We start from the raw sequence: 12,744 nt of genomic DNA, 5'->3' as shown, positions 1-12,744 counted from the left end.
GCCGACGTCCGGGCGTGTCCCCGGACGTCGGCGCAGGGGGGGTCAGGCCCCGAGCTGGATGCTGCCGCCGGGGATGGCCTCGAGCAGGGCGCGGGTGTACTCCTGCTGCGGCCGGTCGAACACGTCGTCGACGCTGGCGTGCTCGACCAGCTTGCCCTTCTGCATCACCACGACGTCGTCGGCGATCTCGCGCACGACGGCGAGGTCGTGGGTGATGAACAGGTAGGTCAGCCCCAGTTCGGCCTGCAGGTCGTTCAGCAGCGTCAGGATCTGCCCCTGCACGAGCACGTCGAGGGCCGAGACGGCCTCGTCGCACACGACGACCTCGGGCTGCAGGGCCAGCGCACGGGCGATGGCGACGCGTTGGCGCTGACCGCCGGACAGCTCGTTGGGGTAGCGCCGCAGCGAGCTCTGCGGCAGCGCCACCTTGTCGAGCAGGTCGCGCACCCGCGCCTCGCGGCTGGCGGCGTCCCCGACCTTGTGGATCCGCAGCGGTTCCTCCACGGAGCGGAAGATGCTCCAGCTCGGGTCCAGCGAGCCGTACGGGTTCTGGAAGATCGGCTGCACCCGGCGGCGGAAGGCGAACTGCTGCTGCCGGTTCAGCGTCGTGATGTCGACGCCGTCGAAGCGCACCTCCCCCGAGGTGGCCGGCAGCAGGTTGAGCACCATCTGCGCCACCGTCGACTTGCCCGATCCGGACTCCCCGACCACGGCCAGGGTCGTGCCGCGCCGCACCGAGAAGCTCACGTCGTCGACGGCGCGCAGCTTCTCCCCGCGCGGGCCGGCGCCGCGCAGGACGAACTCCTTGGACAGGTTGCGGACCTCGATGACGTCCTCGGTCACCGCGTCCGGCAGGGCCACGGGGGTCTGCTCGGCGACGACCTCGTGGGCGTGCACGGCGTGCGCCTCGGCCTGCTCCACGATCTGCGCGCGGTGCTCGGACTGCATGCGCCGCGAGGCCAGCGAGGGGGCGGCCGAGACGAGCCGCTGGGTGTAGGGGTGCTGCGGGGACTGCAGGATCTGCAGCGCCGGCCCGGACTCCACGACCTGCCCCTTGTACATGACCACGAGGTGCTCGGCCCGCTCGGCCGCCAGCCCGAGGTCGTGCGTGATGAGCAGCACGGCCGTGCCCAGGTCGTCGGTGAGCGACTGCAGGTGGTCGAGGATCCCGCGCTGCACCGTCACGTCCAGCGCCGACGTCGGCTCGTCGGCGATGAGCAGCCGCGGCCGGGAGGCCAGGCCGATGCCGATGAGCGCGCGCTGGCGCATGCCGCCGGAGAACTCGTGCGGGTACTGCTTGTACCGGCGGGCGGCGTCCGCGAGCCCGGCCTCCCCGAGGACCTCGACGGCCCGCTTCCTGGCCGCCGCGCCCTTGGCGATGCCGTTGGCCTCGATGGCCTCCTTGACCTGGAAGCCGATGTTCCACACCGGGTTCAGGTTCGACATCGGGTCCTGCGGGACCAGGCCGATGTGCTTGCCGCGCAGGTCGACGTACTCGCGCTTGGAGGCGTGGGCGATGTCCTTGCCGTCGAACAGCACCCGCCCGCCGACGACCTTGCCGGTCCCGGGCAGCAGCCCGATGACGGCCATCGCCGAGGTGGACTTGCCCGAGCCGGACTCGCCGACGATCGCGACGGTCTGGCCGGGGTAGACGGTGAAGCTGGCCCCGCGCACGGCGTGCACGTCGCGACCGCCGGAGCGGAAGTCGACGTGCAGGTCCTCGACCTGCAGCAGCGGCTTGGACCGGTCGACCGGGGAGTTGGTGGGCGTGCTCATCGGGTGCGGCCCTTCGGGTCGAGGGCGTCGCGCAGGGCGTCGCCGAGCATGAGGAAGGACAGGACCGTCAGCGACAGCCCCAGACCCGGCCACAGCAGGATCCACGGGTCGGTGCGCAGGACCTGCTGGGCCTGGGCGATGTCACCGCCCCAGGACACGATGTTCGGCGGCAGGCCCAGCCCCAGGAAGGACAGCGTCGCCTCGGCCGCGATGAACGTGCCCAGCGAGATGGTGGCCACGACGATGACCGGCCCGATCGCGTTGGGGATGACGTGGCGCACCAGCGTGCCCGTCCGCCCCAGGCCGAGGGACTTGGCGGCCGTCACGTACTCGGCGCTGCGGACCTGCAGCACGGAGCTGCGCATGATGCGGGCCACCTGCGGCCAGCCGAACAGCGCCAGCGTGACGGCCACGGTCAGCACGTTGCGGCCGTTGAGGGTCTGCAGCAGGACGATGGCGCCCAGGATGAGCGGCAGCGCGAAGAAGATGTCCACCACGCGCGACAGCAGGGCGTCCAGCCAGCCGCCGAAGAAGCCGGCCAGGGCGCCGACGACGCCGCCGACGAGCACGACGATGGCCGTGGTGAGCAGGCCGACCGAGACCGAGGCGCGGGCGCCGTGCACCAGGCGCGCGTAGACGTCGGTGCCGGCGCGGGTCACGCCCAGCGGGTGCTCGGCCGAGGGCGGGTCCAGGGCGACGGACAGGTCCACGAACCGGGGGTCCTGCGAGGTGAACCACGAGGGGAACAGCGAGACGACCGCGATCAGCAGGATGATCAGGCACGGCACGATGAACATCGGCCGCTTGCGCAGCTGCTTCCAGGCGTCGGAGAACAATCCGCCCGAGGGCGCGCTGTCGTCGACGGCGTCGACCGCCGCCAGCGGCGTCTCCTCCAGCGGGGCGACGAAGTGTTCCTGACCGGGCCGCACCGCGGTACCGCCCGTGGAGTTCTCAGACATAGCGGATCCTCGGGTCCAGGACGGCGTAGAGGAGGTCGACGACGAGGTTGGCGACCAGGTAGACCAGCACCAGGATCGTCACGACCGACACGACGGTCGGCCCCTCCTGCCGGACGACGGACTGGTACAGCAGGTTGCCCACCCCCGGCACGTTGAAGATGCCCTCGGTCACGACGGCGCCGCCCATGAGCGCGCCGAGGTCGGTGCCGAGGAAGGTCACGACGGGGATGAGGGAGTTGCGCAGCACGTGCACGGTCATGACGCGCGGCCGGGACAGGCCCTTGGCCGTGGCGGTCCGCACGTGGTCGGCCGACAGCCCCTCGGCCACGGAGTTGCGCGTGAGCCGCAGCACGTAGGCGAACGACAGCGCGCCGAGCACCGCGCCGGGCAGGATCAGGTCGGTCAGGCCCGGGTCGCTGCCGACCGTGGGCCGCACGATCCCCCACTTCTCCCCGACGAGGTACCGGCCCACGAAGCCGAGCACGAACACCGGGATGCCGATGACGACGAGGCTGGCGAACAGCACGGTGGAGTCGAAGACCCCGCCGCGGCGCAGGCCGGCGATGAAGCCGAAGGCGATGCCGAACACCGCCTCGATGGTCAGGGCGACCAGGGCCAGCTGGATCGTCACGGGGAAGGCCCGGCCGATCTGGTCGATGACCGGCTGCCCGGAGAACGACGTCCCGAAGTCCAGGGTGAAGATGCCCTTGATGAAGAGCAGGTACTGCACGATGAACGGCTCGTCGAGGTTGTACTGCTCGGTCAGCGTCGCGTAGGCGGTCTCGCTCACCGGCCGGTCGCCGAACAACGCGAGGATCGGGTCACCGGGCAGCAGGAACACCAGTGCGTAGATGAGGAGCGTCGCTCCGAAGAAGACGGGCACCATCTGCAGCAGACGGCGCCCGATGTACCAACCCATCACGAGCCTCCTCGCCGGATCCGGCCTTCCGTAGCCGTCCGGCCCCTGTTCTCTTGCCTCGGTTCCGCGCGAGGGCCGGCTGGGTCCGCACGCGCGAACGGGGGTGGGCCGGTGCTCCGACCCACCCCCGATGCGTCACATCAGGACTTGGTGACCTGGTAGTACAGCGGGACGCTGTTCCAGCCGAAGGCGACGTTGCTCGCCGCCTCGCCGTACCCGCCGCTGGCGTTGGAGTACCACAGCGGGATGACCGGGAGGTCGGAGAACAGGATCGTCTGCGCCTGCTGCAGGATCTGGTTCGCCTGGTCCTGGTCGGTGGTGCCGGCGGCCTGGGTCAGCAGGGCGTCGAACTCCGGGTTGGAGTAGTCACCGTCGTTGGAGCCCGCCCCCGTCGCGTACAGCGGCGCGAGGAAGTTGTACAGGCCCGGGTAGTCGGCCTGCCAGCCGGTGCGGAAGGCCCCGGTGATCGTCCGGTTGGTGATCTCCGTGCGGATCTGGGCGAAGGTCGGGTACGGCGCACCCTCGGCCTGGATGCCCAGGACCTGGCGGATGCTCGCGGTCACGGCGTCGACCCAGGACTGGTGGTCACCGTCGGTGTTGTAGGCGATGGTGAAGGTGCTGCCGTTCCACGGGGCGATGGCGTTGGCCTGCTCCCACAGCTGCTTGGCCTTGGCCTCGTCGTAGGACAGGACCTCGTTGCCCTCGACCGTCTCGGAGTAGCCCGCGATGACCGGGGAGGTGAAGTCCTTGGCCGGGGTGCGGGTGTCGCTGAAGACGACCTCGCAGATCTGGTCGCGGTTGATCGCGTAGGACAGCGCCTGACGACGCAGCTTGCCCTCCTCGCCGCCGAAGCCCGGCAGCGTCTCGGGGATGCAGAACGACTGGAAGATGGCCGCGGGCTGGTTGACCGCGCGGTCACCGAGGTCGTCGGTGAAGGTCGCCAGCGCCGAGCTGGGGATGTTGTCCAGCACGTCGAGGTTGCCCGACTGCAGGTCCGAGTAGGCCGCGTCGTAGGTCTCGTAGAAGACGAACGCCAGGCTGTCGTTCTGCGCCTTGCGCGGACCGTCGTAGGTGTCGTTGGGCACCAGGTCGATCCGGACGTTGTGCTGCCAGGCGCCCTCGGCGGACAGCTTGTACGGGCCGTTGCCGATCGGGTTCTCGCCGTAGGCGGCGATGTCGTCGTACGCGCTGGCCGGCAGCGGGTAGAAGGCCGAGTAGCCCAGGCGCAGCGGGAAGTCGGACTCGGGCTGGACCAGCGCGACGGTGAAGGTCGTGTCGTCGACGACGGCCAGGCCGGACATGGTCTGCGCGGCCGGCGGGTCGGCCTGGACCTGGTCGAAGCCGGCGATCGGCTCGAAGAAGTAGCTGGACAGCTGGGCGTTGGTGCCCAGGGCGCCGTAGTTCCACGCGTCGACGAAGGACTGCGCGGTGACCGGGGTGCCGTCCGAGAACGTCTGGCCGGCCTTGATCTTGATGGTGTAGTTCTGCGCGTCGGTGGTCTCGATGGACTCGGCGACGTCGTTCTCGGGGGTGCCGTCGGCCTGGTAGTAGACGAGGCCCGCCCAGAGGGAGTCGAGGAGACGCCCGCCGCCGACCTCGTTGGTGTTGGTCGGGACCAGCGGGTTCTGCGGCTCGGTGCCGTTGACGACGACGTCGCCGCCGGTGCCTCCACCGGTGCCGCCGTTGCCCGAGTCACCGTCGTCGTCGCTGCCGCAGGCGGCCAGGGTCGACAGGGCGGCGATGCCCAGGGCGCCCTTCAGGCCGTTGCGGCGCGTCAGGACGGGGCCGCCGGCGACGACGCCGACCCGCTGACCGGGCTTCCGGGCGTCGTCCTTCTCGAAACTGCTCAAGGTGGAACTCCTCCTCGCGAGCATGGTGTGGGCACGTTGCCCAGCCGTGGTGACTCCTGACGCGCAGGATGTCCACTCCAAAAGGTCGGAAAGCACGTTAACACTCGGTCAACGCCATTCCTGACGCCCGCGGGCAGCGGCGGCCACCCGCACGCGCAGGGGTCGTGCCAGTGTCCCCCGCGCGGACGCGCTCCGCACCCGGGCGCGCACGCTGGGCGAGCACCGCGGCGGGCAACGTCCCAGGTCAGGAGCCCTGCGTCCCGGATCGACGGCTGCAGGTAACGATGTGGTTGCGGTCTCGCGCGGAAGCGGGCACGGACGGGGCCGGACGCGGGAAGCGGTGGGGGCTCCGTCGACCCCACCGCCTGCGCAGCATCCCGCAGGACACCCGATCTGCCCAGCACCCGGGCCGACCCGTCATCCGATCGAGACCCGATCGTTTCCAGCGGGAGTCGGCCGTGTTCCACGCACGTTTCGCACGGGCGGCTCCGGGTCGCCGCGGACCGACTCAGACGTTGAAGCGGAACTCCACGACGTCGCCGTCGGCCATGACGTACTCCTTGCCCTCGATGCGCACCTTGCCGGCGGCCTTGGCCTCGGCCATCGACCCGGCGGCCAGCAGGTCGTCGAAGGAGACGACCTCGGCCTTGATGAACCCGCGCTGGAAGTCGGTGTGGATGACCCCGGCGGCCTGCGGGGCGGTCCAGCCGCGGTGGATGGTCCAGGCGCGCGACTCCTTCGGGCCGGCCGTCAGGTACGTCTGCAGGCCCAGCGTGTCGAAGCCCACCCGGGCCAGCTGGTCCAGCCCGGACTCGGTCTGCCCGACCGACTCCAGCAGCTCGGCGGCCTCCTCGGGCGACAGCTCGGCCAGTTCCGACTCCAGCTTGGCGTCGAGGAAGACGGCCTCGGCCGGGGCGACGAGCTCGCGCAGCTCGGCCATCCGCGCCGCGTCGCCCAGGACGGTCTCGTCGACGTTGAAGACGTACAGGAAGGGCTTGGTCGTCAGCAGGCCCAGCTCCTTGAGCAGCGGCAGGTCGACGTCGTCGGCCTTCGTCGCCGCGTACAGGGTGCGGCCGGAGTCCAGGACCGCCTGCGCGGCCTGCGCGGCCTTGAGCACGGCCGGGTCGGCCTTCTTGCCCTTGACCTCCTTCTCCAGCCGCGGGACCGCGCGCTCGAGGGTCTGCATGTCGGCCAGGACGAGCTCGGTGTGCACCGTGGCGATGTCGTCGGCCGGGTCGACCGCACCGGCGACGTGCACGACGTCGGGGTCGGCGAAGGCGCGCGTCACCTGGCAGATGGCGTCGGCCTCGCGGATGTTGGCCAGGAACTTGTTGCCCAGCCCCTCCCCCTCGCTGGCGCCCTTGACGATCCCGGCGATGTCCACGAAGGACACCGTCGCGGGCACCGTCTTCTCGCTCGAGAACAGCCCGGCGAGCTGGTCCAGCCGCGGATCGGGCAGTGCCACCACCCCGACGTTCGGCTCGATCGTGGCGAACGGGTAGTTCGCCGCCAGCGCGTCGTTCTTGGTCAGGGCGTTGAAGAGCGTGGACTTGCCGACGTTGGGCAGGCCGACGATGCCGATGGTGAGAGCCACGGGTACGGGAGCTTACCCGCTACCTTCAGCCCGCTTCGCTGGCCAGGAAGCGCCGCAGCTCGCCCACGTCCTGGAAGGAGGTCAGCTGCTCGTCGCTGAACCGGACGCCGAACTCCGCCTCGAGCGAGTACATGATGTTGATGTGCGCCAGGGAGTCCCAGCCCGGCACGTCCGCGGCCGTCGTGCGGTCCTCCAGCTGCACGTCCTCCCGGCCGAGCACCTCGCGGAAGACCTGGACCATGCGCTCGTCGACGTCGCTCACGACGCCACCCCCACCTTCTCGTCGTGGTCCGTGCGGACCTCTTCCACCGCGACCAGCCCAGGTGTGGTCACGGTCGCCGGCAACGCCAGCTCCCAGCGCGTCGTGCCGTCCTCGTCCGCGCTCGTGCGGGTGAACCCCAGCCGCTCGTAGAGCCCGGCGACCTGGGAGTTCTTGGCGCTGGGCACGTACGTCCCCCGCAGCGCCGTGCAGCCCGCGGCCTCGGCCGCCCGCACCAGGAGACCGAACACCTCGTCCTCCAGGGTCCGGCCGATGACCCGGCAGCTCATGAGCCAGCTGTCGACGTCCAGCACCTCACCGTCCCGGCGCGCCAGCGCCACCGCGACGATCCCGTGGTCGGCGAACCGGTCGCGCAGGCGCACCACGACCGAGGTCCACGCCGGGTCCAGCGCCATGGCCTCGACGTCGGCCGGCGAGTGCCGGCGGGTCGTGAGGTTGAACTGGTTGGTCTTGCCCAGCAGCTGGGCGACGCGGGCGGTGTTCGCCGGCCCCAGGGCGCTGACCTCGGCCCGCATGCCGAGCGAGGCCAGGTACTCCTGCAGGCTGCCGGCCGAGTCCTGCGCGGCCACGGCCTGGGCCCGCGCCCGGTACTGGGCCGTGCGCGCCGTGTCCTCGGCCGTCAGCGCGTCCGTCTCGAAGAAGGGGTAGGCCGCCAGCGTCGCCACGTACGCCGCGGGTTCGGGCGGCAGGGGCACGACGTCGACGTCGGGGACGAGTTCACGCACGGCCTCGCGTTCGGCCGGGTTGTCGTCGACGAACACCAGGGCATCCTCGCCGATCCCCAGGGTGCGCGCGATGTCCCGCACCGCAGCGGGTTTGTCCTCCCAGTTCGCCTTCACGACGGCGAAGTCGTCCAGCGCCAGCAGCATGTCGGGGTTCTGCTCGAACGCCTCGCGCACGTGCGCCTCGTCGTTCTTGGAGCTCACCGCCAGCACGACGCCCTTGTCCTTCAGGGCCAGCACGTACCGCTGGAAGGCGCTGAACGCCTCCCCGCGAGCGCCGTGGCCGATCTCGATGCCGTGCGGTCCGACCTCGCCGAGCACCCCGCCCCACAGGGTGTTGTCCAGGTCGAGCACGAGGCACTTGCGGGACCGGCCCAGCTGCGCGGCCAGGACGGCCGCGGTGTGCCGGGCCAGCAGGGGCACGCAGCCGAGGGCGACGGACTGCTTGGCGGCGTGCACGTACCGGGGGTCGGTCCAGTTGCGCTTGCCCACGGTCCCGGCCAGGCGTTCGCAGTCCACGACGGCGACCGACGCTCCGGCGGCCTCGCCCAGACGGGCCAGCAGGCGCTGCAGCATCGCCTGCCGCGACCCCGGGGTCCGTGCGCTCAGGTGACCGAGCGGGACGTCGGGCGGCAGGACGAAGCCGTGCTGGACCACCCGTGCGCCGAACCGGTGGGTCGCCAGGTCCCACAGCGAGGTCCACCGGGCGAGTTCGGCCTCGACGGCGGCCTCGGGGTCGTCGCTGTGCTCGGGCAGGTCGACGGCGGCCGCGTCGACGGCGAGCACCACGACGTCGGGGGCGAAGGCGTGCAGACCGCTGGCCGGGTCGAGCAGTTCGGTGCGGTACAGGCCGTACCCGCACTCGTAGACCTCGACGTCGATCCCGGCCCGTGCGCAGGCCAGCGGCAGCAGCTGGCTGAACTGGGTCGTGGTGTAGCTGCCCAGGACGGCGATCCTGGCCGTGCGCGGCGCCGGCGGCAGCTCGGCCCGGACCGTCTCCCAGACCCGGCTGGCCCCCAGCCAGGTCGCGAAGTCCGCCCCCGCCCCGGTGGCGGCGGCGTCGGCGGCGGCGAAGGCCCACCCCACCGCGCGCCGTGCGTCACCGGCGGCCCGGTGGGCCTTGGCGAGGTCCAGGCAGGCGCGCGGCGCGGGGACCGGGGTGGCCCCCACCGCCGCCAGCGCCTGCGCCAACTCGTTCGCGCTCATCGCGTTCCCCCCCTCGTGCGTCGCCGGTCAGGACACGGACGCGTCGGTGACGGTCCGGGTCGACGGCTGGGGCTTGAAGATCCGCGCGGGCGGCGCGAAGGCGGTGGCCCCGGCCGGCACGTCCACGCTCACGTTGGCGTTCGGGCCGATCGAGGCGCCGTCGCCGACGGTGATCGGCCCGACGAGCACGGCCCCCGTCCCGATGGCCACGTCCCGGCCGATGTGCGGCACGGCCTCGCGCCGGGTCTCCTGCGCGTTGGCGAAGCCGATCGTCACCCCCGAGCGCAGCGTGGCCCCGTCGCCGATCACCGCGAAGGCCGGGATCTGCACCGCCTGGTGGTGCCCGATGGCGACCCTGCGCCCGATGACCGCCTCGTCGGCGATCTCGGTGCCGTACAGGTTCTGGATGACCAGCCGGTTCACCAGCCGGTGCGCGACCTTGACGGCCTTGCGGACCGGCGCGGGCTGCGACAGCCCCCAGTGCCCGATCCGGTGGACCACGAGCGCGTGCAGCCCGGGGTGGACCAGCGAGCGCGAGTGCCGCTCGAAGTCCTCCCGGATCAACGTCGCCAGCGGCGCCGTCGACGCCGCCTCGGCCGGCCCCACCCCGTGCCGGATCCCGCTCTGGCTGTCGTGTCCCACGACGCCCCCCTCACATCACGCCGGGTCAACTCTCACGTGGCGTCACTGTAGCGGCGCGAGCAGCCCGTCCCGCAGGGACCCGCGCACGACCGAGGAGGGTGCGTCGGGCCGGCGAGCACCCTGCGGCCCCTCGCGTCCAGCGGGTCGACCGGTTGCGCCGCAGGTGGAGTGGTGCGCCGCTCAACGGGATCGCGGGCGCAGGCACCGCCCGGGGCACCGACGCCCCGGCCCGCGGGCGGGCGCAGGCCGGCGCCGCCCGGGGTCCAGCCGGACGGCGCGACGGGACGACGCACCGCCACCGGGGCGCACGCTGGCGCCCGACCGGTGCCGGGCGGCCGGGGACGGCTCCGGAACCGCCGGAGGAGGTGGAGGAGCGCTGCCGCTCAGACGGGAGTCACGGGCAGCGACCGGCGGTTGCCCGCCTTGAGGTCGCGGCGCAGGTCCGTGGGCAGGGAGAACGTCAGGTCCTCCTGCGCCGTGGTGACCTCCTCGACCTGCCCGTAGCCGCGCTCGGCCAGGAAGGCGACGACCTGCTCGACGAGCACCTCGGGCACCGAGGCGCCGGAGGTGACCCCCACGGTGGTGACCCCCTCGAACCAGGCCTCGTCGATCTCGTGGGCGCCGTCGACGCGGTGCGCCGCACCGGCCCCGGCGTCCAGGGCCACCTCGACCAGACGCACCGAGTTCGAGGAGTTGGCCGAGCCGACGACGACGACGAGGTCGGCCTCGGGGGCGATCTTCTTCACCGCGACCTGGCGGTTGGAGGTGGCGTAGCAGATGTCGTCGCTGGGCGGGTCCTGCAGGTTCGGGAACCGCTGCCGCAGCCGGCGCACGGTCTCCATCGTCTCGTCCACGCTCAGCGTCGTCTGGGACAGCCAGACGAGGTTGTCGGGGTCCTTGACCTCGATGGTGTCGGCGACGTCGGGGTTGTCGACGATGGTGATGTGGTCGGGCGCCTCGCCCGCGGTGCCCTCGACCTCCTCGTGGCCGGTGTGGCCGATGAGCAGGATCTCGGCGTCCTGCCTGGCGAAGCGGACGGCCTCCTTGTGCACCTTGGTGACCAGCGGGCAGGTGGCGTCGATGGTCTGCAGCGAGCGCGCCCTGGCGGCCTCGCGCACCGCGGGGCTCACGCCGTGCGCGGAGAAGACGAGGTGCGCCCCCTCGGGCACCGCGTCGGTCTCGTCGACGAAGACCGCGCCGCGTTCCTGCAGGGTCCGCACGACGTGCTTGTTGTGGACGATCTCCTTGCGCACGTACACCGGGGCCCCGTACAGGTCCAGGGCCTTCTCCACCGCGACGACGGCGCGGTCGACGCCGGCGCAGTAGCCGCGCGGGGCCGCCAGCAGGACCCGCTTGCCGCCGTCCCAGACCGGCCGCTCGCCCGCCGCCGCCAGGGTCGAGGCGTCGTTGCAGTCGTCCTGGAGGGGTTCGGTCAGGCTCTGGGTCACGGCCCCATGGTAAGTCGCCGGACGTGTCCCGCCCGTGGGCCTTCCGTGGGGGTTCCGCTGACAGGATGAGGACGTGCCCGCCGCCGAACCCGCACCCCGCCGCCGCCCCACCACCGCCGGGGAGACGACGGCGGAGAACCCGTGGCCCGTGCGGCTGCTGGCGGCGAAGATGGACGCCTACATCGCCAGGATGCCCTGGACGTGGGTCGAGGGGCAGGTCGTCCAGGTCAACGACCGGCCCGGCTCCTCCGTCGTCTTCGTCACCCTGCGCGACGCCGACACCGACATGTCGATGCCGGTCACGATCGCGCGCCGGGTGCTGGGCCGGTTGCGCGAGGCCCTGCCGGACGGTCTGGCCCACGGGACCCGCGTCGTCGTGCACGCCAAGCCGGAGTTCTTCGCCAAGCGCGGTTCGCTGAGCCTGGCCGCCGACGACGTGCGCCCCGTCGGCGTCGGGGAGCTGCTGGCCCGGCTGGAGCACCTCAAGCGCGTGCTGCGCAGCGAGGGGCTGTTCGACTCCTCCCGCAAGAAGGAGCTGCCGTTCCTGCCCCACACCGTCGGCCTGGTCTGCGGCCGCGCCTCAGCCGCCGAGCGGGACGTCGTGGAGAACGCGCGGTCGCGCTGGCCCGCAGTGCGCTTCGAGATCCGCGAGGTCGCCGTCCAGGGCCCGAACGCGGTGACGGAGGTGAGCCAGGCGCTGGCCGAGCTGGACGCGGACCCGCACGTCGAGGTCGTGGTCGTCGCCCGCGGCGGCGGCAGCGTCGAGGACCTGCTGCCCTTCAGCAACGAGACGCTGGTGCGTGCCGTGGCCGCGGCCCGCACGCCCGTCGTGTCGGCCATCGGGCACGAGGTCGACTCCCCGCTGCTGGACCTGGTCGCCGACGTGCGCGCCTCGACCCCGACCGACGCGGCCCGGCTGGTCGTGCCCGACGTGGCCGAGGAGCTGGCCGGGGTGCGGCAGCTGCGCGCACGGGCCCGGCGCGGGGCCGTGGCCCGGCTCGAGCGGGAGGAGCACGCGCTGGCCGCGCTGCGCAGCCGGCCGGTGCTGGCCGCCCCGCACGTGCTGGTCGACACCCGGGCCGCCGAGGTCACCGCCGCCCGCGACCGCGCCCGGCGTTCCCTGGAGCACCGCCTGGACCGGGCCCGCGTCGACGTCGACCACCTGCGCACCAGCGTGCGCGCGCTGTCGCCCCGCTCGACGCTGCTGCGCGGGTACGCCGTCGTGCAGCGGCCGGACGGCGCGCTGGTGCGGACCCCCCAGGACGCCCCCGCCGGCACCCGGCTGCGGATCCGGCTGGCCGACGGGGAGGTCGCGGCGGTCGCCGGGGACGCTGGGTAGGTTCTTCCG

The 12,744-nt window shown here is 72.4% G+C and carries 10 protein-coding genes; 1 reads left to right on the top strand and 9 read right to left on the bottom strand.

Annotated features, from left to right (window positions below):
• Positions 1-42 precede the first annotated feature (42 nt).
• The 9 genes from ACRYR2_RS19680 to ACRYR2_RS19640 all read right to left on the bottom strand — a co-directional run bounded on the left by ACRYR2_RS19680 (position 43) and on the right by ACRYR2_RS19640 (position 11,342).
• Positions 43-1,776, bottom strand: a complete 1,734-nt coding sequence (locus tag ACRYR2_RS19680; protein ID WP_432564581.1) for a dipeptide ABC transporter ATP-binding protein — start codon at positions 1,774-1,776, stop codon at positions 43-45.
• Positions 1,773-2,735 (bottom strand): ABC transporter permease, encoded by a 963-nt coding sequence (locus tag ACRYR2_RS19675; protein ID WP_432564580.1) that lies wholly within the window; start codon positions 2,733-2,735, stop codon positions 1,773-1,775. The genes ACRYR2_RS19680 and ACRYR2_RS19675 overlap by 4 nt, the downstream gene beginning before the upstream one ends.
• On the bottom strand, positions 2,728-3,654 hold the full coding sequence (locus tag ACRYR2_RS19670) for an ABC transporter permease (RefSeq protein WP_432564579.1): 927 nt from the start codon (positions 3,652-3,654) through the stop codon (positions 2,728-2,730). The genes ACRYR2_RS19675 and ACRYR2_RS19670 overlap by 8 nt, the downstream gene beginning before the upstream one ends.
• 140 nt (positions 3,655-3,794) lie before the next feature.
• Positions 3,795-5,432, bottom strand: coding sequence for a peptide ABC transporter substrate-binding protein (locus ACRYR2_RS19665; RefSeq protein ID WP_432564617.1), 1,638 nt, complete (start codon positions 5,430-5,432; stop codon positions 3,795-3,797).
• 580 nt (positions 5,433-6,012) lie between these two features.
• Positions 6,013-7,098: a redox-regulated ATPase YchF gene (gene ychF / locus ACRYR2_RS19660; protein ID WP_432564578.1), complete on the bottom strand. Its 1,086-nt coding sequence runs from the start codon at positions 7,096-7,098 to the stop codon at positions 6,013-6,015.
• A gap of 25 nt (positions 7,099-7,123) precedes the next feature.
• Positions 7,124-7,360 (bottom strand): acyl carrier protein, encoded by a 237-nt coding sequence (locus ACRYR2_RS19655; RefSeq protein ID WP_432564577.1) that lies wholly within the window; start codon positions 7,358-7,360, stop codon positions 7,124-7,126.
• Positions 7,357-9,306, bottom strand: coding sequence for an HAD-IIIC family phosphatase (locus ACRYR2_RS19650; RefSeq protein ID WP_432564576.1), 1,950 nt, complete (start codon positions 9,304-9,306; stop codon positions 7,357-7,359). Before ACRYR2_RS19650 ends, ACRYR2_RS19655 begins: the two co-directional genes overlap by 4 nt.
• 27 nt (positions 9,307-9,333) lie before the next feature.
• Positions 9,334-9,948 (bottom strand): serine O-acetyltransferase, encoded by a 615-nt coding sequence (locus ACRYR2_RS19645; protein WP_432564575.1) that lies wholly within the window; start codon positions 9,946-9,948, stop codon positions 9,334-9,336.
• Between the two features lie 383 nt (positions 9,949-10,331).
• The gene (locus ACRYR2_RS19640; RefSeq protein ID WP_432564616.1) at positions 10,332-11,342 is read right to left on the bottom strand and encodes a 4-hydroxy-3-methylbut-2-enyl diphosphate reductase; all 1,011 of its coding nucleotides are present in this window, start codon (positions 11,340-11,342) and stop codon (positions 10,332-10,334) included.
• A 127-nt stretch (positions 11,343-11,469) separates the two neighbouring features.
• On the opposite strand from ACRYR2_RS19640, the gene xseA reads away from it, so the two are divergent.
• Positions 11,470-12,735 carry an exodeoxyribonuclease VII large subunit gene (xseA, locus tag ACRYR2_RS19635; protein ID WP_432564574.1) on the top strand — a complete coding sequence of 422 codons (1,266 nt, stop codon included), beginning with the start codon at positions 11,470-11,472 and terminating at the stop codon, positions 12,733-12,735.
• The last annotated feature ends 9 nt before the right edge of the window (positions 12,736-12,744 follow it).

This window comes from Kineococcus deserti (genome assembly GCF_050871945.1).
Classification (GTDB): domain Bacteria; phylum Actinomycetota; class Actinomycetes; order Actinomycetales; family Kineococcaceae; genus Kineococcus.
The sequence above is the reverse complement of the archived record's forward strand: the minus strand, read 5'-3'. Positions and strand labels throughout refer to the sequence as shown.